The sequence below is a fragment of the Pseudomonas anuradhapurensis genome (genome assembly GCF_014269225.2).
GTDB lineage: Bacteria > Pseudomonadota > Gammaproteobacteria > Pseudomonadales > Pseudomonadaceae > Aquipseudomonas > Aquipseudomonas anuradhapurensis.
In genome coordinates this window covers 1,881,032-1,903,211 of record NZ_CP077097.1, presented here as the reverse complement: position 1 = coordinate 1,903,211, position 22,180 = coordinate 1,881,032, and the positions used below count along the sequence as shown (strand labels likewise).

The 22,180-nt window shown below is 64.4% G+C and carries 19 protein-coding genes; 9 read left to right on the top strand and 10 right to left on the bottom strand.

Annotation, left to right across the window (positions count from 1 at the left end; genetic code table 11):
- Positions 1–69: 69 nt before the first annotated feature.
- Positions 70–1,926 carry an alkaline phosphatase D family protein gene (locus HU763_RS08820; protein ID WP_186690739.1) on the top strand — a complete coding sequence of 619 codons (1,857 nt, stop codon included), beginning with the start codon at positions 70–72 and terminating at the stop codon, positions 1,924–1,926.
- 137 nt (positions 1,927–2,063) lie between these two features.
- Here HU763_RS08820 and rssC read toward each other — a convergent pair whose 3' ends face one another.
- Both rssC and rssB read right to left on the bottom strand, forming a co-directional pair.
- Positions 2,064–2,546 (bottom strand): anti-sigma factor antagonist RssC, encoded by a 483-nt coding sequence (gene rssC, locus HU763_RS08815; RefSeq protein ID WP_051098867.1) that lies wholly within the window; start codon positions 2,544–2,546, stop codon positions 2,064–2,066.
- Positions 2,543–3,727 (bottom strand): two-component system response regulator RssB, encoded by a 1,185-nt coding sequence (gene rssB, locus HU763_RS08810; RefSeq protein WP_186690737.1) that lies wholly within the window; start codon positions 3,725–3,727, stop codon positions 2,543–2,545. Before rssB ends, rssC begins: the two co-directional genes overlap by 4 nt.
- Before the next feature lie 280 nt (positions 3,728–4,007).
- On the opposite strand from rssB, the gene HU763_RS08805 reads away from it, so the two are divergent.
- A complete protein-coding gene (locus tag HU763_RS08805) occupies positions 4,008–4,307 on the top strand; it encodes a PilZ domain-containing protein (protein WP_170029114.1) in 300 nt (99 codons plus the stop codon).
- 184 nt (positions 4,308–4,491) lie between these two features.
- On the opposite strand, the gene HU763_RS08800 is transcribed toward HU763_RS08805, so the two are convergent.
- Positions 4,492–5,199, bottom strand: a complete 708-nt coding sequence (locus HU763_RS08800) for an MlaA family lipoprotein (protein WP_170029113.1) — start codon at positions 5,197–5,199, stop codon at positions 4,492–4,494.
- A gap of 198 nt (positions 5,200–5,397) precedes the next feature.
- Here HU763_RS08800 and HU763_RS08795 point away from each other — a divergent pair, with 198 nt between their 5' ends.
- A complete protein-coding gene (locus HU763_RS08795) occupies positions 5,398–5,961 on the top strand; it encodes an HAD superfamily inactivated hydrolase PcrP (RefSeq protein WP_186690518.1) in 564 nt (187 codons plus the stop codon).
- A gap of 122 nt (positions 5,962–6,083) precedes the next feature.
- Positions 6,084–6,347, top strand: coding sequence for a DUF4404 family protein (locus HU763_RS08790; protein ID WP_015269548.1), 264 nt, complete (start codon positions 6,084–6,086; stop codon positions 6,345–6,347).
- 132 nt (positions 6,348–6,479) lie between these two features.
- On the opposite strand, the gene queF is transcribed toward HU763_RS08790, so the two are convergent.
- Positions 6,480–7,310, bottom strand: coding sequence for an NADPH-dependent 7-cyano-7-deazaguanine reductase QueF (gene queF, locus HU763_RS08785; protein ID WP_186690516.1), 831 nt, complete (start codon positions 7,308–7,310; stop codon positions 6,480–6,482).
- Positions 7,311–7,485: 175 nt separating this feature from the next.
- Here queF and cinR point away from each other — a divergent pair, with 175 nt between their 5' ends.
- Together cinR and HU763_RS08775 are read left to right on the top strand one after the other, a co-directional pair.
- On the top strand, positions 7,486–8,166 hold the full coding sequence (gene cinR / locus HU763_RS08780; RefSeq protein WP_170029110.1) for a two-component system response regulator CinR: 681 nt from the start codon (positions 7,486–7,488) through the stop codon (positions 8,164–8,166).
- Complete coding sequence (locus HU763_RS08775; RefSeq protein WP_186690513.1) at positions 8,163–9,515, top strand: heavy metal sensor histidine kinase; 1,353 nt, start codon at positions 8,163–8,165, stop codon at positions 9,513–9,515. Before cinR ends, HU763_RS08775 begins: the two co-directional genes overlap by 4 nt.
- A 138-nt stretch (positions 9,516–9,653) precedes the next feature.
- Here HU763_RS08775 and HU763_RS08770 read toward each other — a convergent pair whose 3' ends face one another.
- Genes HU763_RS08770 through HU763_RS08760 form a run of 3 tightly spaced genes read right to left on the bottom strand, consistent with a single transcriptional unit; the run spans position 9,654 to position 12,897 of the window.
- On the bottom strand, positions 9,654–10,895 hold the full coding sequence (locus HU763_RS08770; protein WP_186690511.1) for a lipoprotein-releasing ABC transporter permease subunit: 1,242 nt from the start codon (positions 10,893–10,895) through the stop codon (positions 9,654–9,656).
- 60 nt (positions 10,896–10,955) lie between these two features.
- On the bottom strand, positions 10,956–11,639 hold the full coding sequence (gene lolD, locus HU763_RS08765; RefSeq protein WP_170029107.1) for a lipoprotein-releasing ABC transporter ATP-binding protein LolD: 684 nt from the start codon (positions 11,637–11,639) through the stop codon (positions 10,956–10,958).
- Between the two features lie 7 nt (positions 11,640–11,646).
- On the bottom strand, positions 11,647–12,897 hold the full coding sequence (locus HU763_RS08760) for a lipoprotein-releasing ABC transporter permease subunit (protein ID WP_200626903.1): 1,251 nt from the start codon (positions 12,895–12,897) through the stop codon (positions 11,647–11,649).
- Between the two features lie 93 nt (positions 12,898–12,990).
- On the opposite strand from HU763_RS08760, the gene HU763_RS08755 reads away from it, so the two are divergent.
- Both HU763_RS08755 and HU763_RS08750 read left to right on the top strand, forming a co-directional pair.
- Positions 12,991–13,575: a PilZ domain-containing protein gene (locus HU763_RS08755; protein ID WP_186690509.1), complete on the top strand. Its 585-nt coding sequence runs from the start codon at positions 12,991–12,993 to the stop codon at positions 13,573–13,575.
- A gap of 31 nt (positions 13,576–13,606) precedes the next feature.
- Positions 13,607–14,329, top strand: a complete 723-nt coding sequence (locus tag HU763_RS08750) for a glycerophosphodiester phosphodiesterase (RefSeq protein ID WP_170029104.1) — start codon at positions 13,607–13,609, stop codon at positions 14,327–14,329.
- A gap of 42 nt (positions 14,330–14,371) precedes the next feature.
- On the opposite strand, the gene sthA is transcribed toward HU763_RS08750, so the two are convergent.
- The 3 genes from sthA to HU763_RS08735 all read right to left on the bottom strand — a co-directional run bounded on the left by sthA (position 14,372) and on the right by HU763_RS08735 (position 18,561).
- A complete protein-coding gene (gene sthA, locus HU763_RS08745) occupies positions 14,372–15,766 on the bottom strand; it encodes a Si-specific NAD(P)(+) transhydrogenase (protein ID WP_170029103.1) in 1,395 nt (464 codons plus the stop codon).
- A gap of 204 nt (positions 15,767–15,970) precedes the next feature.
- The gene (locus HU763_RS08740) at positions 15,971–16,969 is read right to left on the bottom strand and encodes an FAD:protein FMN transferase (protein WP_186690507.1); all 999 of its coding nucleotides are present in this window, start codon (positions 16,967–16,969) and stop codon (positions 15,971–15,973) included.
- Between the two features lie 128 nt (positions 16,970–17,097).
- Positions 17,098–18,561, bottom strand: a complete 1,464-nt coding sequence (locus HU763_RS08735) for a glyceraldehyde-3-phosphate dehydrogenase (RefSeq protein ID WP_186690505.1) — start codon at positions 18,559–18,561, stop codon at positions 17,098–17,100.
- Positions 18,562–18,727: 166 nt separating this feature from the next.
- Between HU763_RS08735 and mfd the strand changes: the two genes are divergently transcribed.
- Positions 18,728–22,177 carry a transcription-repair coupling factor gene (mfd, locus tag HU763_RS08730; RefSeq protein WP_186690502.1) on the top strand — a complete coding sequence of 1,150 codons (3,450 nt, stop codon included), beginning with the start codon at positions 18,728–18,730 and terminating at the stop codon, positions 22,175–22,177.
- Positions 22,178–22,180 lie beyond the last annotated feature (3 nt).

Below are 22,180 nucleotides of genomic sequence, written 5' to 3'. Positions count from 1 at the left end.
GAGGTCGGCGCCGCACTTGGGCGAGCGAGCTTGCCGGCGAAGCAGCCCACATAGCCACCCGAGCTGTCGATGACCTCCTCTACCCCATTGCCCCTCGTCCTCGCCGGCCCGATCCTGCGCCGCCTGGAACCCCAGCGCCTGGCCATCTGGCTGGTTGCCAGCCAACCGCTGCAAGCCGAATTCATCTGCCCGGCAGGCGAAGCACAGGTTGATTGCCAGGTGGTTGCAGTGGCCCAGCACGCGTTCATCCACTTGCTGGACATCCACTTCGCTCGCCCCCTGCCCTGCAATCAACTGCTCGAATATGACCTGCTGATCGACGGCCAGGGCATTGCCGACTGGGCACCGCACCTGCTTTATCCGGGCACACGCCGGCCAAACCTGGTACTGCGCGACCGCCTCGACCAGCTGTTGCACGGCTCCTGTCGCAAGCCGCATCATCCGGCTGCCGATGGCCTGCTATGTGCCGACCGCCTGCTGCAGGCCTGCACAACACCAGCCGACCGCCCTGCCGTGCTGCTGATGACCGGCGACCAGGTGTACGCCGACGATGTAGCTGGCCCGATGCTGCGCGCCATCCATGTTCTGATCGCGCGCCTGGGCCTGTTCGACGAAACCCTCGATGGCGCGGTAGTCGCCGACAGCCAGGCGCTGTACCGGCACCCGGCCTGCTACTACCACCGCGCCGACCTGCTGCCGGCCCAGCCGCGCAACGAAACCCTGCGCGAGCGCTTTTTCGGCGGCAAGCGCAAGCCGATCTTCTCGTCGAGTAACGCCGATAACCACCTGGTGACCTTCGCCGAGGTCATGGCCATGTACCTGCTGGTGTGGTCCCCCGTGCCCTGGCAGCTGGTGAACCTGGACATGCCCAGCGGGCTCAGCGCACCGCGCCAGGCCCGCTACCAGCAGGAGCTGCCGCTGATCCAGGCGTTTGCCGACAAGCTTGGCCAGGTTGCACGGGTCATGGCCCACCTGCCCTGCCTGATGATCTTCGACGACCACGACATCACCGACGACTGGAACCTGTCGGCGCAATGGGAGGCAACCGCCTATGGCCACCCCTTCTCGCGGCGGATCATCGGCAACGCCCTGCTCGGCTACCTGCTGTGCCAGGCCTGGGGTAACGACCCGGACGCTTGCCAGGCACTGATAGGCCAATGCCAGGCGCTTGGCAGCCAGCCCCAGGACGAGCTGATCGGGGAACTGCTGCGCTTCCAGGGCTGGCAGTTCAGCCTGCCCAGCAACCCGCCCTTGCTGGTACTGGACACCCGCACCCGCCGCTGGCGCAGCGAGAGCAGCCTGGCCAAGCCGTCCGGCCTGCTGGACTGGGAGGCGCTGAGCGAACTGCAGCTCGCGCTGCTGGACCACCCGTCGGCAATCATCGTGTCGCCTGCGCCGATCTTTGGCGTGAAGCTGATCGAGACGGTGCAGAAGGTATTCAGCTGGTTGGGCTACCCGCTGCTGGTGGATGCCGAGAACTGGATGGCCCATCGCGGTGCAGCGCAGGTCATCCTCAACATCTTCCGCCACTCCCGCACCCCGGGGCACTACGTGGTGTTGTCGGGAGACGTGCATTACTCGTTCGTCTATGAAGTGCTAATCCGCCACCGCCACCGCCAGCGCAGCCCGCATTTGTGGCAGGTCACCAGCAGCGGGATCAAGAACGAATTCCCGCGGCGTTTACTCGACGTGCTCGACCGGCTCAACCGCTGGCTGTATGCGCCGCGCTCGCCGCTCAACTGGTTCACCAAGCGCCGCGAGATGGAGGTGGTGCCGCGTACGCCCAGCCATAGCAAGGCCGGCGAGCGGTTGTGGAATGGCGCGGGCCTAGGGCAGGTTTTCTTCGATGAACAGGGGCGGCCGGCACGGGTCTACCAGCTGGATGCGGATGGGGGTGAGGCGACCGAGTTTATTGGCAGAACATAGCCAGGCATAGTAACCGTGTTGCCTGTGCCGCCCTTTCGCGGGCACGCCCGCTCCCACAGGAATCGCTGTGAGCCAGCGGGCAATGTGGTAGCTGTGGGAGCGGGTTTACCCGCTAAGTCGCCGGCGCAGGCTGACGATCAGGTCCGCTCCAGCGCACTGACCAGGTCATGGAAGGCTTCGCGGTTGGAATCGTTCAGGCCCATGAGGATCTTGTGCGCCTCCAGTACCTTGGAGCGCACCACGTCCTCATTCTGGTCCTGCGATGGCAGGTCGGTCAGGCACTCCGGGCATGGAATCGGACGATCGACGATGTTGAACACCTGATCGAAGCCCATCGACTGCAACAACCGGGAAATGTCCGGATTGGTAGTGACCACGGTCGGCAGCAGCCCTACCTTCTGCCGCGACAGGATCGACAGCTTGGCCAGCAGGCCCAGGGTGGTGCTGTCGATGCTCTCGGTTTCGGTCAGGTCGATGACAATCGCCGAGAAGTTCAACGCGGTGAAGATCTTCTCGATCGTCGCATCCAGCGCCGAACACAGGGTCAGACGCACTTCACCGACGAATTTCAGTACAAAGGTACCGCTCTGCTCGGCGAACTGAATTCTACCGGTACTCATTGAAGGTTCCTGCTCAACACCAATAGGGCGATATCATCCGGCATCTCCCCAAGCGTAGCCAATCCAAAACGTTGACGCAGCCCATCCAGGCTGCCACCTGCTGCCCTGACGATTTCCGGCAGGGCGGCTTCTTTATCTTTGAGCGTGTCACCCGGCAAAAGGTCCAGAATGCCATCGGACATCAGCGTGAGGCTGAACCGCGGCGGCAGTTCCACCACCAGGTCCTGGTAGTTGGCCTCGTCGAACAACCCCACTGGCAGGCCGCGGCCTTCCAGGTAACGGGTATGCTCAGGAGTGTGCAGCACCGGCAACGGCAGATGGCCGCCTACGGCGTAGGTCAGCAGGCCGGTGTCCTCGTCGATCACCCCGCCGACCATGGTCACGTGCTTGCCCAGCTTGCAATTGATCAGCCCGCGGTTGATGTGGCTGAGTACCTGCGAAGGTTTGAATTCGCGCATCTTGCCGCTGCGCTTGAATTCGAACAACAAGCGCGTGGTCATGAACTTCAGCAGCACGGTGACGAACGCCGACGAGGCGCCATGCCCGGACACATCGGCCAGGTAGAAGGCGATGCGCCGTTCGTCCACGCGGAAATAATCGGCAAAGTCACCCGACAGGTACAGCGACGGGATGATCTGGTGCTCGAAGGCGAACTCGCCGGCCACCCAGGGGCTTTCCGGCAGCATGTTCATCTGCACCTGGCGACCGGCTGTCTGGTCCTCCTGCAACAAGTGCAGGCTGGCCTCCAGCTCGCGGTTGGCGGCTTCGAGCTTGTCGCGGTAGCGCTGGTTTTCCAGCACCAGGCGCGAACGGTCGAGCGCCCGGCGCACCGAATGCTCGAGCACGGCCAGGTCTTCCAGCGGCTTGATCAGGTAGTCGGCCGCGCCCAGGCGCAACGCTTCCACCGCATCGCTCATGACGCCGGCACCGGACACCACGATCACCGGTAACTGCGGCGCGCGCTCGCTGACCTGGCGAATCAGCTCGAGGCCGCCCATCTGCGGCATGCGCAGATCGCAGATCACGAGGTCGGGCTGGTGTTCTTCGAAGACCTGAAGCCCCTGCTGGCCATTACCGGCCTGGAGGACGCTGAAACCACTGTCTTCAAGATAGGCGGCGAGGCTTGCACGGACCACGTCGTCGTCATCGATGATCAGCAGCGTTGCACTGGTTTTCTGCATGTGGGCGAACGGCGCCGATTGGGGTTGGTGCAGCGGGGTCGGCAAGGCAGACGGCCAGCTACGGGGATTCTCTATGGTCACACTCTACTTGAGTTGTAGGACAAGAACACCTGCCAGGCAACTGTCCGGCAACTGTGAGAGCGACCTTGTAAGGCGCAGACGGTACTCCCATCCGGCAGGCGTTTCAAGCATGCAAGGGTCGACCTCGCCGCACTTTACAGCGCAAATCACCGGGAGTTATAAGAAAGTCGTCCAGCGTAACCGACAGGAAGCATGCCGCATGTCCCACACGCCCTCCAGCCATGCCGAGAAACGCGACTTCATCCGCATGCGCATCGATGCCGAGGTCAGCCTGCTGCATGAAGGCCAGGTAATTGCCGCCGTGTGCCTGGACCTGTCCAGCAGCGGCATGCAGGTACAGGCCGCGCAGCACTTCCAGGTGGGGGACCGGATCGAGGTGCGGATCGAATCCGAGCATCCGGCGTTGAAGGGGCTGCATGCCAGCACCGAAGTGGTGTGGATTGCCGACCAGCCGGGTGGCCAACAGAAGTTCGGCCTGCGGATTCTGGCCATGCATTGATCGCCCTGCCTGGCGCCCCTTGTAGGAGCGGCCTTGTGTCGCGATGGGCTGCGCAGCAGCCCCGGCGATTCATGCAGCAAAGCTGAAACCCGGGGCTGCTGCGCAGCCCATCGCGACACAAGGCCGCTCCTACAAGGGGAATCGCGCAGGAAGGGCAATCGCGCAGGATCAGCCAGGCAGCAGATCAGAAGTCGTCTTCGACCTCGCCATCCTTGACCTTGAACTCGCGGTTCTGCAGGTAGGCATTGCGAATGAAGATGTACTTGTCACCCTGGATCAGCTTCTCGGCCGAGAGCAGGTCGGCGCGGGTGTCGATCACGTCCAGGGCAAAGATCGAGTTGCGCGTCGGCACATGGTCGATGTAGCGGTAGGGTTCGGTGTAGGTGTCCGGGTACTTGGCCACGCCGTCACGCACGGTGCTCGGCCCCAGCAGCGGGATGACCACGTACGGGCCACTCGGCACGCCCCAGTAGCCGAGGGTCTGGCCGAAGTCTTCGTCGTTGCGCTGCAAACCCATCCGGGTGCCGACGTCGAAGAAGCCGCCCAGGCCGAAGGTGGTGTTGACGATCAGGCGCGCCGTGTCCACGCCCGCCGCATGTGGCTTGAACTGCAACAGGTCGTTGGCCAGGTTGGTCACATCACCGAGGTTGCGGAAGATGTTGTGGATGCCATCTTCGAGGAACTGCGGGGTAACCGCCTGGTAGCCCTTGGCCAGAGGCTTGAGGGCATAGGTGTCAAGCGTATCGTTGAAGCGGAAGATCGGGCGGTTGACCGCTTCCCAGGGATCTTCCTCGGTGGCAGCCTGGGTAGCTGCCACAGGCGCCAGCAGCATGCTGGCGCAGACACAGGCCTGGGTGACACGTTCGATCACACTGGCACCGATCCTACGCATAGGTGTTTCTCCATCGGATTTCTCGGCCGCAAGCGCAACGGGGCGCTGCTGTACCGCGGCAGTATAGAGACTTGCGGGCTGATAAGCAGCTTTACACAACGTTGCTCAATAATTTGTGAACAACTTTTGCGCCATACCCGCTGTCACAGGGCGGTAACAATCGCCGAATAGCCTGCGGACTATTTGGGGGACGTTGCCATGGACGCTGCACCCGCCTTCACCGCTGTGCTGTTCGGCTTGCGTGGCTGCCTGGTGCAAACCGCCGATGGCGCGCCCTCGCCCGCCCCTGGCGCGCTGTCCAGCCTGGCCAGCCTGCGCCAGCGCCAGGTACCGTGCATCTGGCTGGATGAGCTCGACGCCAACCAGAACCAGCGCCTGGCCCAGGTACTGCCCGACTGGCTGCCAGGGCATACCGTGCAGGGCACACGCTGGCCGGCGCCGAACGCCTGCTGGCAGGCGCTGATGACGCTAGGCAGCGCACGCCTGGATGGCTGCGTGCTGGTCAGCGGCGAGCCACGCCTGCTGCAATCTGGCCTCAACGCGGGGCTGTGGACGGTGGGGCTGGCAGCTTGCAGCCCGTACTGCAACCCCAGCTCGCGGCACTGGCAGGCCATGACCGCGCAGCAACAGGACCTGGCCCGGGGCAAGGCGACACTGGAACTGTTCCGCCTGGGTGTGCATTCGGTGATCGACCACCTGGAAGCGCTGGACACCTGCCTGCTGGACATCGCCCAGCGCCGGCGCAAGGGTGAAAAACCCTGATACAGCAGCGTTGACACGGATCATGCAAAGCTGCGGCAGGTGGATTACGCTGAACACAGGCCAGAACCTTTGCCGCTTCGCTGAGGTCCATGGCTTGCCAAGCCATTGATGGAGAACTACCAATGCCTGCCCGCGAATTGCAAGAGCGCCTGAACAGCTTGCGCGAGCAACTGGACCGCAACGTGCCGCTTTCTGACGAAGAACTGGCCGCGCTGCATGAAGAAGCGCGCCAGATCGAGGCGCAACTGAAACTTGAAGAAGCCACCCCAGACCATAACCTGGTAGACGGCGTGAACCTGGCGATCGAACGCTTCGAGGCCGACCACCCCGACCTCACCGCCACCCTGCGCAGCATTGCCAACTCGCTGCACAGCATGGGCATCTGAAAAAGCGGGGGGTGCTTTTCCCCCCTTTCACCGGCACGCCAGCTCCGACCTCGACCGCATCGGCCTCGGGCCATCTGCAATCCCTGCAGGAGCTGGCGTGCCGGCGATGGGCCGCAAAGCGGCCCCGATACCTTACTGGCGAACCAGGCGCTGGTTCTGCGGGCTGATCGCGCGGGTGCTGCGGTACGGGTTGATGTCCAGCCCACCGCGGCGCACATAGCGCGCATACACCGTCAGAAACTCCGGCTGCAGCAGGTTCTTCAGGTCGAGGTAGATCCGTTCCACGCACTGTTCATGAAAGTCGGCGTGCTGGCGGAAGCTGACCAGGTAGGTCAGCAGGCTGGCAGGGTCCAGCGCCGGGCCCTTGTACTCGACCACCACGCTGCCCCAGTCCGGCTGGCCGGTGACCGGGCAATTGGATTTCAGCAGGTGGCTGTGCAGGGTTTCTTCCACCACCTGATCCGGGTTGCAGCGCAGCAGTTCGGGCTGCGGATGCTGGTAGTTGCTGATGGCAACGTCGAGCGCATCGATGCACTGCCCCGGCAAGGCCACCACGCCCTGCGCCTCGACTTCGGCCAGGCTGCGCAGCTGCACGCCAACCGGCTTGCCGGCCGCGGTGGACAAGTCTTTTTCCAGGCAAGCCTGCAGCTCGCCAGGCGAGGCGAACACGGTCTGGTTCAGCGAATTGAGGTACAGCTTGAACGACTTCGACTCGATGATGTTCGGCGAATCGGCCGGGATGGCGAACTCGCCGATCGCCACCACCGGCTTGCCCGAGGGCAGCAACCAGCTCAGCTCGAAGCAGTTCCAGTAATCCACACCCTGCCAGGGCAAGGTCTGGGCAGTGACCCCCAGTTCGGCCCATTTCGCGGTACGCGGGATCGGGAACAGCAGCTGCGGGGAATAGGTGGCGATGTATTCGCTGGACTTGCCCAGCGGGGAATGTTCGGCAGCGGGATGCATGGAAACTGACCTGAAGGTTCGAAATTGTGCCTAGTCTACCGGTTTTGCGCCCTGCCTTGGAGCGCAAGTCACCAGGCGGTTACCGGGGAATTACAACTTTGTCAGTTTGGCCGAGCGGCTGCATCGTCACGTATCATCTCGGCCAAAGCCCTGCGCTACCTGGAGCCATGCCCCAATGAAACTGCTGATCGTCGAAGACCAGGCCCGCACCGGCCAGTACCTGTGCCAGGGCCTGAACGAAGCCGGCTTCGCCACCGAGCTGGCCAACGACGGCGAGACCGGCCAGTTCCTGGCGCTGACCGGCGACCACGACCTGCTGATCCTTGACGTGATGCTGCCCGGGCGGGACGGCTGGCAGATTCTCCAGGCCGTGCGCCAGGCCGGCCTGGATACACCGGTGCTGTTCCTCACCGCCCGCGACGCGGTCGAGGACCGGGTCCACGGGCTGGAGCTGGGCGCCGACGACTACCTGGTCAAGCCGTTCGCCTTCTCCGAACTGCTGGCACGGGTGCGCAGCCTGTTGCGCCGAGGCACCAGCCCCAGCCAGGACACCACCCTCGGCCTGGCCGACCTGCGCCTGGACCTGATCCGCCGGCGCGCCGAGCGTGCCGGCCAGCGCATCGACCTGACCGCCAAGGAGTTCGCCCTGCTCGAACTGCTGCTGCGCCGCCAGGGCGAGGTGCTGCCCAAATCGCTGATCGCCTCGCAGGTGTGGGACATGAATTTCGACAGCGACACCAATGTGATCGAGGTCGCGATCCGCCGCCTGCGGCTGAAGATCGACGACCCGCACCCCAACAAGCTGATCCACACCGTGCGCGGCATGGGCTACGTCCTCGAAGAGCGCGAGGAATGATGCGCCGGGTTTCCCTTGGCAGCCGCCTGGCCCTGCTGTTCGCCGCCTGCACTGCCGCCGTCTCGCTCGGCGCAGGCCTGATATTCAGCCGGGCCAGTGCGCAGCACTTCGTCGAACTGGACCAGCAACTGCTCGACTCGCGCCTGTCGCTGTTCCGTTCCCAGCTGGCCGGCCTCAGTAGCGCGGCCGAACTGCAGGCGCGCCTGCCAGCGCTGCGCGATGAACTCGGCCACCAGGCCGACCTGGCCCTGCGCATCAGTGGCAGCGACGGTGCCACCTGGTTCGAAAGCCGCACGGGCCTGCCCCAGGCACCGCTGCCCGGTGGGCTGGCGACCTTGCATGAGCAAGGCACGGACTACCGCAGCCTAGCCGTGTACCTGGTACAAGACGCCGCGCAGTCGCCGCAACTGGCCCTGTACCTCGATATCACCCACCACCAGCACTTCCTGCAGGGCATGCAGCGCCTGATCTGGTTGACCGTCGGCCTGTCGGCGCTGGCCACCGCGCTGCTCGGTGCCTGGGCCGCACGCCGCGGGCTGCGCCCGTTGCGGCAGATGGGCCAGGTGGCCGCCAGCGTGTCGGCACGTTCGTTGACCACCCGCCTGCCGGTGGCGCAGATGCCCGAAGAGCTGGCCGAGCTCGCCACCGCCATGAACGCCATGCTGCAGCGTCTGGACGATGCCTTCCAGCGCCTGTCGGCATTCTCTGCCGACATCGCCCACGAGCTGCGCACACCGCTGTCCAACCTGCTGACCCATACCCAGGTCACCCTCACCCGCCCGCGCAGCCTCGAGGAGTACCGCGAGGCCCTGCATGGCAACCTGGAAGAACTGCAGCGGATGGCGCAGATGATCAACGACATGCTGTTCCTGGCCAAGGCCGACCATGGCCTGCTGGTACCGGGGCGAGCGCCGCTGGCGCTGCATGAGGAAGTGGATGCGCTGCTGGAGTACTACACCCCATTGGCCGAGGACAGCAACGTACAGCTGTCGCGCGAGGGTGAGGCCTGCCTGCAGGGCGACCGGCACATGCTGCGCCGAGCGCTGTCCAACCTGCTGGACAATGCCTTGCGCTTTACCCCTGCGGGAGGGCAGATACAGGTGACGCTGGCGCCTGGGCCGACGCTGTGCGTGGCAAATACCGGAGGGACCATCGACCCGGCCGCATTACCGCGCCTGTTCGACCGTTTCTATCGGGTGGACCCGGCGCGGCGCGAAGGCACTAGCGAGCATGCGGGGTTGGGGCTGGCGATTACCCGGTCGATCGTGCAGGCTCATGGCGGGCGCATTCGGGCAGAGTGTGTGGATGGCTGGACGCGGTTCGTGATCGAGTTTACCGAAGATCGGTGAACCGGGGGCTGCTTTGCAGCCCATCGCGACACAAGGCCGCTCCTACAGGGGACAGCGATCAGGTTGAGCTCAAACCCTTGTAGCAGCGGCCTTGTGTCGCGATGGGGCGCAAAGCGCCCGCAAAATCTCAAGTAGACATCAGACAGCCAGGCCAATCGCCGGCTGCACCTGCGATGCCCGATAAGCCGGGTAGATGGTCGCCAGGAAGCTCATCACCAACCCGGCCGTGCAGATGATCGCTACATCGCCCCATTGCAACTGCGAAGGCAGGCTGCTGATGAAGTACACATCCGAAGTAAAGATGTGCTGCCCGCTCACCCGCTCCAGCCAGCCGACGATCTGGCTGACATTGAACGCTGCAATCACCCCCAGCACGCCGCCAATCAGCGTACCGACGATGCCGATCAGGCTGCCCTGGACCATGAACGTGCCCATGATCTGCGCCGGCGTGGCACCAAGGGTGCGCAGGATGGCGATGTCGGGGCCCTTGTCGTTCACCACCATCACCAGGGTGGCGATGATGTTGAACGCGGCCACCGCGATGATCATCATCAACAGCAGGCCGATCATGGTTTTTTCCATCTTCATGGCGCTGAACAGGCTGCCCTGGGTATGCGACCAGTCATCGGCACGGTAGGCATCGCCCAGCCTGGCAGCGATGGCCTTGGACACCTGCGGCGCGGCATACAGGTCGTGCAGCTTCAGGCGCACGCCCTGCACCTGGCCCGGCGCCCAGCGCTGCATGGCGCCGGCATCGGCCACATGGATGTAGGCCTGCGAGCCGTCCAGCTCGGCACCCACCTTGAAGATACCGACCACGGTCAGGCGCTGCATGCGCGGGGTGATACCGCCGGGTTCCTTGCTGATTTCCGGCACGATCAGGGTCAGCTTGTCACCGGTGTTGAGGCGGAAGCGGCGTGCGGTCAGCTCGCCGATGACCACACCGAACTCGCCCGGCTGCAGGTCCTGCAGGCGGCCCTGGACGATGTGCTGACCGACGATCGAGACCTTGCCCTCCTCGGCCGGGTCGATGCCGCCGACCTGGATCGGCTGCATCGCCCCCTTGTACGACAGCATGCCTTCCATTTCGGTAATCGGCGCTGCCGCCATCACTGCCGGGTCCTGCAAGGCCGCATCGGCCACCTTGTGCCAGTCATCCAGTGGCTGCGTGCCGAGGATGGCGGCGTGCGGTACCAGGCCGAGAATGCGCGAGCTCATTTCGCGCTGGAAACCGTTCATCACCGACAGCACCACGATCATCGCCAGTACGCCCAGCGACAGGCCGATCATCGAGGTCATCGAGATGAACGAGATGAAGTGGTTGCGGCGCTTGGCTCGGGTGTAGCGCGCGCCAATGAAGATGGGCAAGGGTCTGAACATGTACGGAAACACCCAATGAAAACAGGAAAACGGGGCAGCGCAGCCACCCCGTGCAGTCGATCAGATCGCCACCAGGTGACCGTCGTCGAGCTTCAGCACGCGGTCCATCTGGCGTGCCAGGTTGAGGTCGTGGGTCACCACCAGGAACGCGGTGCGCGAGGCACTGGAGAGTTCCTGCATCAATTCCTGGATGCCCTGCGCGGTGTGGTGGTCGAGGTTGCCGGTCGGCTCGTCGAGCATCACCAGGCCGGGGCGGTTGACCAGCGCCCGGGCAATCGCCACCCGCTGGCGCTCGCCGCCGGACAGCTCGGCCGGCTTGTGGTTGTAGCGGTGGGCCAGGCCGACCCGCTTGAGCAGCGCCTCGGCACGCTCACGGGCCTCGGGGATCGGTGTGCGGCCGATCAGCAACGGCATGCACACGTTTTCGATGGCGGTGAATTCCGGCAGCAGGTGGTGGAACTGGTAGACAAAGCCCAGCTCCCGGTTGCGCAGCAGGCCGCGCGCCCGCTCGCCCAGCGCCGACAGCTCCTCGCCGGCCAGCCAGACGCTGCCCTGGGTCGGCCGGTCGAGGCCGCCCAGCAGGTTGAGCAAGGTACTCTTGCCGGAGCCCGAACTGCCGACGATGGCCACGCGCTCACCGGCGTGCAGCTCGAGGTTGAGCCCGGACAGTACCTGCACCGACTCCGGGCCCTCGTCGTAGGACTTGCCCAGGTTGCGGCAACTCAGAACGGCTTTATCACTCATGCGCGACTCACTCATAACGTAGCGCCTCTGCAGGCTGGGTGCGGGCCGCACGCCAGGCCGGGTACAGGGTGGCGAAGAAACTCAGGACCAGCGCCGCAGCACAGACCATGTACACGTCCTGGGCCTGGATCTGCGACGGCAGGTAATCGATGAAGTACACGTCGGCATTGAGGAACTTGTGCCCGATCAGTTTCTCGATGCCGGCGATCACCGCGCTGACGTTCAGCGCGGCGACGATCCCGACCACGGCGCCGATCAGGGTACCGATCACCCCGATCACCGTGCCCTGGACCATGAAGATGAGCATGATCTGCCCGGGCGTGGCGCCCAGGGTGCGCAGGATGGCAATGTCGCCGCGCTTGTCGTTGACCACCATTACCAGGGTGGAAATGATGTTGAACGCCGCCACCGCCACGATCAGCAGCAACAGCAGGCCGATCATGGCCTTTTCCATGCGGATCGCCTGGTACAGGTTGCCATGGGTACGGGTCCAGTCACGGCTGTAGAATTCCTGGTCACCCAGGCGCTGGGCGATGTCCCAGGCCACTCGCGGCGCCTGGAACAGGTCGTCGAACTTCAGGCGCAGGCCCTGCACCTGGCCGGGTTTCCAGCGGTGCAGGCGGGACAGGTCGCTGATGTTGGTCAGGCCCAGGTAGCCATCGATCTCGCCCGCCCCGACGTGGAAGGTACCGACCACGGTGAAGCGCTTCATGCGCGGGAACATGCCGGCCGGGGTCACGCTGACCTCGGGGGCGACGAAGGTCAGCTTGTCGCCAATCGACACCCCCAGCTTGGCCGCGGCCTTGTCGCCGATCATGATGCCCCACTCGCCCGGCGCCAGCTGGTCGAGGCGGCCCTGCAGAACGAACCTGTCGATGATCGACACCTCGCGCTCGCGGGCTGGGTCGATACCGTTGAGCAGCACCTTCTGCACCTTGCCGTCATGGGTCAGCAGGCCCTGCATCTGGGTGAACGGCGCAACCGCCAGCACCTGCGGATTCTGCTTTACTTGTTGGGCAAGGGCCGGCCAGTCGGCTATGGGCTGGCCGCTCTCCAGCGTGGCATGCGGGATCATGCCCAGCACGCGGGTGCGCATCTCGTGGTCGAAACCGTTCATCACCGAGAGCACCACGATCATCACCACCACGCCCAGGGCGAGGCCGATCATCGAGGTCAGGGAAATGAACGAGACGAAGTGATTGCGACGTTTGGCACGGGTATAACGCGTGCCGATGAATGCGAAAAGAGGTCTGAACATGTCGGGGCTTGTTCGGATGAAAGGGAACGTCCTTGTGGCGAGGCGCCTACGGCGGCTTTACACTCGGACCACCGCCGCTACCTTGGGTTCGCCATGACGACATTAGACGAAGAAGATCGCCGCGAATACTACCGCATCGAAGATCAGATCGCACTTCAAATCAGCCCCCTCAGCGCGGCCGAAGCCCTTGACCCAGATGTGTTGCAAGATGATTCGCCGCTGTTCAACCTGCTCAGCGAGCTGCACCTGTCCGACTTCGAGTCGCAGCACCTGCTGCGTCAGCTGAGCGAAAAGGACCGCACCCTCGCCGCGTTCCTGCGCGCGCAGAACAAACGCCTCGACCTGCTCAGCGCGGTGGTTGCCCAGACCCTGATCGGCGAAGTGGGCCAGCCCCAGCCGGTGGTCATTTCCGAGGGTGGCATCGAATTCACCCAAGCCACGCGGCTGGCTCCCGGTACCCGGGTAAAGGTGAAGATGGTGCTGATGCCGCGGGCTCATGGCCTGCTGCTGCGCGGCAAGGTCAGCCATTGCGACCCGCGCCCGGAGGGCGGCTTCGAGGTCGGCACCGAATTCACCGACATGACCGACGCCCAGCGTCAACTGCTGGCGCGCTACATCCTGCAGCGCCAGCAACAACAACGGCGCCAGCAGCTGGAACAGAACGACCCCGCCTCCTGAGCCCATTTTTCCCTGATTTGAAGGAACGAACGTGACCCTGATCTACGGCCATCGCGGCGCCAAGGGCGAAGCGCCCGAGAATACCCTGAAGAGCTTCCAGCAATGCCTGGCCCACGGCGTGACCCGCTGCGAGCTGGACCTGCACCTGTCGGCCGACAACGAGCTGATGGTGATTCACGACCCCACCCTCAAACGCACCACCGGCAAGCGCGGCAAGGTGGTCGAACACACCGCCGCCGACCTGGTCCGGATCGACGCCCGCAAGGGCGGCCCGGGCCACGTCCAGCCCTGCCCCATCCCGCGGCTGGAAGAACTGTTCCAGAAGTGCCCGTTCGAGCACTGGCAGCTGGAAGTGAAAAGCGCTTCACGCACCCGCGCCGCCACCACCGTGCTGGCGATCCGTGAACTGGCCCAGCAGTACGGCCTGCTGGACAAGGTGACCATCACCTCCAGCTCGCGCGAAGTGCTGGGCGCCGCACAGGAACTGGTGCCGGACGTGAAACGCGGGCTGGTGGCCGAATACGCCTGGCTCGACCCGTTGAAGGTGGCGCAGAACTACGGCTGTGACCTGCTGGCATTGAACTGGACACTGTGCACGCCGGAGCGCCTGCTGAAAGCGCAGAGCCAGGGTTTGCACGTGTCGGTGTGGACGGTCAACGAACCGGCACTGATGCGCCGGCTCGCTGACTTTGGCGTGGACAGCCTGATTACAGACTTTCCCGGTTTGGCCAAGACCACCCTCGGGCAGGGTTGAAATCGGTCTCTCCGACCGGCTCAGGCCACCGGTCGGAGCCGCTCAAAAAAGCCGGTTCAGGCCGTCGTAAGCAGCTACCCGATAGGCTTCGGCCATGGTCGGGTAGTTGAACGTGGTGTTGACGAAGTACTTCAGGTTGTTCAGCTCGCCCGGCTGGTTCATCACCGCCTGGCCGATGTGGACGATTTCCGAAGCCTGGTAGCCGAAGCAGTGCACGCCCAGCACTTCCAAGGTTTCGCGATGGAACAGGATCTTCAGCATGCCTTGCGGCTCGCCGGCAATCTGCGCACGGGCCATGCTCTTGAAGAAGGCCTTGCCCACTTCGTACGGCACCTTGGCCTGGGTCAGCTCCTGCTCGTTCTTGCCGATCGAGCTGATCTCGGGAATGGTGTAGATGCCGGTCGGCACGTCGTTGACGAAACGCCAGCTGCCATTGTCGACGATGCTGCCCGCTGCCGAGCGGCCCTGGTCGTGGGCGGCACTGGCCAGGCTCGGCCAGCCGATCACATCACCGGCACCGTAGATGTTCGGCACGCTCGTGCGGTAGCTCTCGTCGACCTCGATCTGGCCGCGGCTGTTGACCTTGATGCCGATGTTTTCCAGGCCCAGCTTGTCGGTGTTGCCGGTACGGCCGTTGCACCACAGCAAGGCGTCGGCCTTGATCTTCTTGCCCGATTTCAGGTGCAGGATCACACCGTTGTCCAGGCCTTCGACACGCTCGTAGTCTTCGTTGTGGCGCACAGTGATGTTGTTGTTGCTGAAGTGGTAGCTCAGCGCCTGGGAAATTTCCGAATCGAGGAAGCTCAACAACTGGCCGCGGTTGTCCACCAGCTCTACCAGCACGCCCAGGCCGCTGAAGATCGAGGCGTATTCGCAACCGATCACGCCGGCGCCGTACACGATCAGCTTGCGCGGGGTGTGGCTGAGGCTGAGGATGGTGTCGCTGTCGTAGACGCGCGGGTGGTTGAAGTCGATGTCGGCCGGGCGATAGGGGCGCGAGCCGGTGGCAATGATGATGTGCTTGGCGTTGAGCTTTTCCACCACGCCGTTCGGGCAGACCACTTCGATGGTCTGCTCGTCGGCGAAGCTGCCGGTACCGACGAACACATCCACGCGGTTACGGGCGTAATAGCCGGTGCGCGAGGCCACCTGCTTGGCAATGACCTTCTCGGCGCTCTTCAGCACGTCGGGGAACGAAAACCAGCGCGGCTCGCCGATGGCACGGAACATCGGGTTGGTGTTGAACTGCATGATCTGCCGCACCGAGTGACGCAGTGCCTTGGACGGGATGGTACCCAGGTGGGTGCAGTTGCCCCCGACCTGGCGACGGCTGTCGACCATCGCCACCTTGCGCCCTGCTTTGGCGGCGTTCATTGCCGCGCCTTCCCCGGCCGGGCCGGAACCCAGCACCACTACGTCGTAGTTGTAGACAGCCATGCGTACTCCTTCAGAACTGGCCCGCAAGCCACGGTCGCTCGCGGGGCGCGATCATGCCGCCAGGGCGCCATGAGAAAATTCGGGTGCAGTCTAATCAAGCGTGAACGCCGCGCACATTAACCCTTGGTCGCGTCGTAGGCCAATTTTGCCCGCACTACATGTGGTTCACCCACTCCCTGGCGGCGATCATCCCTGCTTGTGCTTTCACTCGCCTTTCACTGCCCGTTCGAACGCGGGCGTAGCTCGGGAGACGAAGCCACCCTCGACCCGAGTCACCAGCACCGCAGGCAGGCCATGCGCCACGGCAAAATCCCAACCGCGTTGCGGGCCCAGGATCAACAGCAGCGTCGAATAGCCGTCTGCCCGCAGTGCCGAGGCATCGAGCACGCTGACCGCGGCCAGGTCGTGCTGCACCGGGCGCCCGAGGCGGGCATCGAAGGTGTGCGAATAGCGCCGGCCATTGTCCTCGAAATAGTGCCGATAGTCACCCGAGGTTGATACTGAAAGGCCATTGAGCGGAATGATCTGCCGGGCGATCTGGCGATCTTCGCGGGGCAGCTCCAGGGCGATGCGCCAGGGGCTGCCGTCAGGCTTGCGGCCGACCGCCTTGAGCTCACCGGTCGCTTCGGCGACGAAGCTGGCGACACCCATGGCCTGCAGGCGCGCAGCGATCAGGTCGACGGCATGGCCGGCGGCCATGCTGTTGAAGTCGAGCTGCACCGGGGCGTCCTTGCACAGGGCCTGGCCCTGGATGTGCAGGTGCCGGTAGCCGACCCGCTGGCGCACCCGCGCCAGGGCCTGCGGGTCGGGCACCTGCGTGTGGCGCGCCTGGGGGCCGAAGCCCCACAGGTCGAGCAACGGCTCGACGGTGAGGTCGAAGGCGCCATCGCTCTGCTCGGCCAGTTGCTGGCCCAGGCTGACCAGTTCGAGCATGTCGGGGGGCATAGCCTGGCACTGATTGGCGGGCAATTGGTTGAACTGGCTGACGGTAGAGTCGCCGCGGTAGGTCGAGTAGTGCTGATCGATGCCCTGCAGGATGGCTTCCACCGCTGCTTGCACCTGGGCCGGTGCCGGGCCGCCGGGCTCCCGCACATACTGGATGCTATAGCTGCTGCCCATTGTCGGGCCGCCCAGGCGCTCCAGGGTGGGGCCCTGGTTGCAGGCGGTAAGCAGCATGAGGGTGAGCAGTAAGGGCGCGCGCACGGTTTCAGGTCCTGGAGGCTTGCCTTGGGTTTTGAGGTGTGGCGTAAATCGAGCGCCACACAACCCACGGCAAGCATAAAAAAACGGGAACCCGAAGGTTCCCGTTTTTTCATTGCCTTACAAGCGAATCAGCGCGGAAACGCTGGCGGGTTCACACCGGCCATCTCTTCCATCACGCGAACCACCTGGCAGCTGTAACCGAATTCGTTGTCGTACCAGACGTACAGGACAACACGGTTATCGTTGGCGATGGTCGCTTCAGCGTCGACCACACCGGCGTGGCGCGAGCCGACGAAGTCGGTCGAAACCACTTCCTGCGAGCTGACGTAGTCGATCTGCTTGTGCAGTTCCGAGTGCATGGCGGTCTGGCGCAGGTACTCGTTGATCTCGTCGCGCGAGGTGGGCTTTTCCAGGTTCAGGTTGAGGATGGCCATCGAAACGTTCGGCGTCGGTACGCGAATGGCGTTGCCGGTCAGCTTGCCCTTGAGCACTGGCAGTGCCTTGGCGGCAGCAGTGGCGGCGCCGGTTTCGGTGATGACCATGTTCAGCGGCGCGGCACGGCCACGGCGGCTGCCCTTGTGGAAGTTGTCGATCAGGTTCTGGTCGTTGGTGAACGAGTGAACGGTTTCGACGTGGCCGTTGACGATGCCGTACTGGTCGTTGATGGCCTTGAGCACCGGCACGATGGCGTTGGTGGTGCAGGAAGCGGCCGAGATGATCTTGTCATCGGCAGCGATGTCACCGTGGTTGATGCCGTGCACGATGTTCTTCAGCGCGCCCTTGCCAGGTGCGGTGAGGATCACGCGGGCAGCACCCGGGCAGGCCAGGTGCTGGCCCAGGCCGTCGGCATCACGCCATACGCCGGTGTTGTCGACGATCAGCGCGTTTTCGATGCCGTACTGGGTGTAGTCGACTTCGCTCGGGCTCTTGGCGTAGATCACCTGGATCAGGTTGCCGTTGGCGGTGATGGTGTTGTTGGCTTCGTCGATGGTGATGGTGCCATCGAACGGGCCGTGCACCGAGTCACGGCGCAGCAGGCTGGCACGCTTGACCAGGTCGTTCTCGGCGCCCTTGCGCACGACGATGGCACGCAGGCGCAGGCCGTCGCCGCCACCGGTCTTCTCGATCAGGATGCGCGCCAGCAGGCGGCCAATGCGGCCGAAGCCGTACAGCACAACGTCGGTGCCCTTGCGCGCCGAAGCGTTCTGCTGGCCAACCACTTCGGCCAGTTCTTCACGGACGAACTGCTCGGCAGTACGGCCATTGCCTTCCTGCTTGAACTTGTTGGCCAGCTTGCCGAGGTCGACCGAGGCGGCGCCCAGCTTCAGCTCGCTCATGGCCTTGAGCAGGGGGAATGTCTCGTGGACGGACAGTTCGGTTTCGTCGGTTTGACGATGGCGCGCAAAGCGGTGCGCCTTGAGGATCGAGATAACCGAACGGTTGATCAGGCTACGGCCATAAATCGAGCTCACCACATTGTTGTTGCGGTAGAGCTGACCGATAAGCGGGATCATCGCTTCAGCCAGGGCTTCACGATCGATCCACTCACCAAGACACTGGTCGGGCTTCTGAGTCACGGGAACCTTCCACATGTAGGGACAGAAAAAAGGGGCTACATTATGACGCCCCAACGCGTAACCGGCAATGAGCGCCTGTCGCGGCACGCGCGCCAGCGTTCATGCCCTTTCGAGCCTGACAGCCGGCACCGTCACCGGTACAATCGATCTCTTTGCCGCAACGCTTGGAGTGCAATCTCCCGTGTCAGTTCTGCGCCTACCGCAAATGTCGGCCACGGCCGGCAAACAAACCTGGGGTAATCTGCCCGGAGCCGCCCTCAGCCTGGCCATCGCCGAGGCCGCCAGCAGCGCGGGCCGCTTCACCCTGCTGCTGACTGCCGACAGCCAGGCAGCCGATCGTCTGGAACAGGAACTCCGCTTCTTTGCCCCGGACCTGCCGGTGCTGCCGTTCCCCGATTGGGAAACCCTGCCCTACGACCTGTTCTCACCGCACCAGGACATCATCTCCCAGCGCATCGCCAGCCTGTACCGCTTGCCGGAGCTGAGCCATGGCATCCTCGTGGTGCCGGTCACCACCGCCCTGCACCGCCTGGCACCAACCCGCTTCCTGCTGGGCAGCAGCCTGGTGCTGGACGTCGGCCAGACCATCGACGTCGAACAGATGCGCACGCGCCTGGAAGCCAGCGGCTATCGCTGTGTCGATACCGTCTACGAGCATGGCGAGTTCGCCGTGCGCGGGGCGCTGATCGACCTGTTCCCGATGGGCAGCAAGCTGCCCTACCGCATCGACCTGTTCGATGACGAGATCGAAACCCTGCGCACCTTCGACCCCGAGACCCAGCGCTCGATCGACAAGGTCGACTCGGTACGCCTGCTGCCGGCGCGCGAGTTCCCGATGCAGAAAGAGGAAGTGACCCGCTTCAAGGCGCGCTTTCGCGAACGCTTCGATGTCGACTTCCGCCGCAGCGCGATTTTCCAGGACCTGGCCAGCGGCATCATCCCTGCCGGTATCGAGTACTACCTGCCGCTGTTCTTCGAAGAGACGTCGACCCTGTTCGACTACCTGCCGGCCGACACCCAGGTGTTCTCGCTGCCCGGCGTGGAACAGGCCGCCGAGCATTTCTGGAACGACGTACGCGGGCGTTATGAAGAGCGCCGTGGCGACCTGAGCCGGCCCTTGCTGCCGCCCGCCGAGCTGTTCCTGCCGGTGGAAGACTGCTTTGCCCGGCTCAAGCAATGGCCACGGGTGGTGGTCAGTAGCGAGGACCTCGACTCCGGGGTTGGCCGCGAGCGTTTCCCGGCGCGCGCGCTGCCCAACCTGGCGATCGAGGCCAAGGCCAACCAGCCGCTGGCCGAGCTGGCCAGCTTCCTCGACCAGTTCCCCGGGCGCGTGCTGTTCACCGCCGAATCGGCAGGCCGCCGCGAAGTGCTGCTGGAGCTGCTCGAGCGGCTGAAGCTGCGACCACAGAGCGTCGATGGCTGGGCCGACTTCATCACCGGCGCCGAGCGCCTGGCGATAACCATTGCCCCACTAGACGACGGCCTGCTGCTGGACGACCCGGCCATCGCCCTCATCGCCGAAAGCCCGCTGTTCGGCCAACGCGTCATGCAGCGCCGCCGCCGCGACAAGCGCGGCGAAACCGCCAACGACGCGGTAATCAAGAACCTCACCGAGCTGCGCGAAGGCGCACCGGTGGTGCACATCGACCATGGTGTAGGCCGCTACCTGGGCCTGGCAACCCTGGAAATCGAAGGCCAGGCCGCCGAGTTCCTGACTCTGGAATACGCCGAGGGCGCCAAGCTGTACGTGCCCGTGGCCAACCTGCACCTGATCGCCCGCTACACCGGCAGCGACGATGCCCTGGCGCCGCTGCACCGGCTGGGCTCGGAGGCTTGGCAGAAGGCCAAGCGCAAGGCCGCCGAACAGGTACGCGATGTCGCCGCCGAACTGCTCGACATCTATGCCCGCCGCGCCGCACGCAAGGGCTATGCGTTCGCCGACCCGGCCGCCGACTACGCCACCTTCAGCGCCGGCTTCCCGTTCGAGGAAACCCCGGACCAGCAGGCCGCCATCGAAGCCGTGCGCGCCGACATGCTCGCGCCCAAGCCGATGGACCGGCTGGTGTGCGGCGACGTCGGCTTCGGCAAGACCGAAGTGGCCATGCGCGCGGCATTCATTGCCGTACACAGTGGCCGCCAGGTGGCCGTGCTGGTGCCCACCACCCTGCTCGCCCAGCAGCACTACAACAGCTTCCGCGACCGCTTCGCCGACTGGCCGGTGACCGTGGAGGTGATGAGCCGCTTCAAGTCGGCCAAGGAAGTGGCCGCCGCCGCCGCCGACCTGGCCGAAGGCAAGATCGACATCCTCATCGGCACCCACAAGCTGCTGCAGGACGACGTGCGCTTCAAGGACCTGGGCCTGGCCATCATCGACGAAGAGCACCGCTTCGGTGTGCGCCAGAAGGAACAGCTCAAGGCCCTGCGCAGCGAGGTGGACATCCTCACCCTCACCGCCACGCCGATTCCGCGCACGCTGAACATGGCCGTGGCAGGCATGCGCGACCTGTCCATCATCGCCACGCCACCGGCGCGCCGCCTGTCGGTTCGCACTTTCGTCATGGAGCAGAACAAGAGCACCGTGAAGGAAGCGCTGCTGCGTGAACTGTTGCGCGGCGGCCAGGTGTACTACCTGCACAACGATGTGAAAACCATCGAGAAATGCGCCGCCGACCTTGCCGAACTGGTCCCCGAGGCGCGCATCGGCATCGGCCATGGGCAGATGCGCGAGCGCGAGCTGGAACAGGTGATGAGCGACTTCTACCACAAGCGCTTCAACGTGCTGGTGGCCTCGACCATCATCGAAACCGGCATCGACGTGCCCAGCGCCAACACCATCGTCATCGAGCGTGCCGACAAGTTTGGCCTGGCCCAGCTGCACCAGTTGCGCGGCCGGGTTGGCCGTAGCCACCACCAGGCCTACGCCTACCTGCTGACGCCGACCCGGCAGAAGGTCAGCGCCGATGCCGAGAAACGCCTGGAGGCGATCGCCAACACCCAGGACCTTGGTGCCGGCTTCGTGCTGGCCACCAACGACCTGGAAATCCGCGGTGCCGGCGAATTGCTGGGCGAAGGCCAGAGCGGGCAGATCCAGGCAGTGGGCTTCACCCTGTACATGGAAATGCTCGAACGCGCAGTCAAGGCGATTCGCAAGGGCACCCAGCCCAACCTGGAGCAACCGCTGGGCGGCGGCCCGGAGATCAACCTGCGCCTGCCGGCCCTGATCCCCGAGGACTACCTGCCCGATGTGCACGCACGGCTGATCCTGTACAAGCGCATCGCCTCGGCCGCCGACGAAGAAGGCCTCAAGGACCTGCAGGTGGAGATGATCGACCGCTTCGGCCTGCTGCCCGAGCCGACCAAGAACCTGATGCGCCTGACCTCGCTCAAGCTGCAGGCGGAAAAGCTCGGCATCAAGAAAGTCGATGCCGGCCCCAATGGCGGCAAAATCGAGTTCGAGGCCGAAACCCCGGTCGACCCGCTGACCCTGATCAAGCTGATCCAGGGCCAGCCCAAACGCTACAAGTTCGAAGGCGCCACCCAGTTCCGCTTCCTGGTACCGATGGAACGCCCCGACGAACGCTTCAATACCTTGGAGGCGCTGTTCGAGCGCCTGACCCCACAGCCTGCTTAAGGA

Excerpts from the sequence above, each read along its gene's own strand:
- HU763_RS08820 (WP_186690739.1), top strand. The coding sequence starts at position 70 with ATGACCTCCTCTACCCCATTGCCCCTCGTCCTCGCCGGCCCGATCCTG.
- rssC (WP_051098867.1), bottom strand. The coding sequence starts at position 2,546 with ATGAGTACCGGTAGAATTCAGTTCGCCGAGCAGAGCGGTACCTTTGTA.
- rssB (WP_186690737.1), bottom strand. The coding sequence starts at position 3,727 with ATGCAGAAAACCAGTGCAACGCTGCTGATCATCGATGACGACGACGTG.
- HU763_RS08805 (WP_170029114.1), top strand. The coding sequence starts at position 4,008 with ATGTCCCACACGCCCTCCAGCCATGCCGAGAAACGCGACTTCATCCGC.
- HU763_RS08800 (WP_170029113.1), bottom strand. The coding sequence starts at position 5,199 with ATGCGTAGGATCGGTGCCAGTGTGATCGAACGTGTCACCCAGGCCTGT.
- HU763_RS08795 (WP_186690518.1), top strand. The coding sequence starts at position 5,398 with ATGGACGCTGCACCCGCCTTCACCGCTGTGCTGTTCGGCTTGCGTGGC.
- HU763_RS08790 (WP_015269548.1), top strand. The coding sequence starts at position 6,084 with ATGCCTGCCCGCGAATTGCAAGAGCGCCTGAACAGCTTGCGCGAGCAA.
- queF (WP_186690516.1), bottom strand. The coding sequence starts at position 7,310 with ATGCATCCCGCTGCCGAACATTCCCCGCTGGGCAAGTCCAGCGAATAC.
- cinR (WP_170029110.1), top strand. The coding sequence starts at position 7,486 with ATGAAACTGCTGATCGTCGAAGACCAGGCCCGCACCGGCCAGTACCTG.
- HU763_RS08775 (WP_186690513.1), top strand. The coding sequence starts at position 8,163 with ATGATGCGCCGGGTTTCCCTTGGCAGCCGCCTGGCCCTGCTGTTCGCC.
- HU763_RS08770 (WP_186690511.1), bottom strand. The coding sequence starts at position 10,895 with ATGTTCAGACCCTTGCCCATCTTCATTGGCGCGCGCTACACCCGAGCC.
- lolD (WP_170029107.1), bottom strand. The coding sequence starts at position 11,639 with ATGAGTGATAAAGCCGTTCTGAGTTGCCGCAACCTGGGCAAGTCCTAC.
- HU763_RS08760 (WP_200626903.1), bottom strand. The coding sequence starts at position 12,897 with ATGTTCAGACCTCTTTTCGCATTCATCGGCACGCGTTATACCCGTGCC.
- HU763_RS08755 (WP_186690509.1), top strand. The coding sequence starts at position 12,991 with ATGACGACATTAGACGAAGAAGATCGCCGCGAATACTACCGCATCGAA.
- sthA (WP_170029103.1), bottom strand. The coding sequence starts at position 15,766 with ATGGCTGTCTACAACTACGACGTAGTGGTGCTGGGTTCCGGCCCGGCC.
- HU763_RS08735 (WP_186690505.1), bottom strand. The coding sequence starts at position 18,561 with ATGTGGAAGGTTCCCGTGACTCAGAAGCCCGACCAGTGTCTTGGTGAG.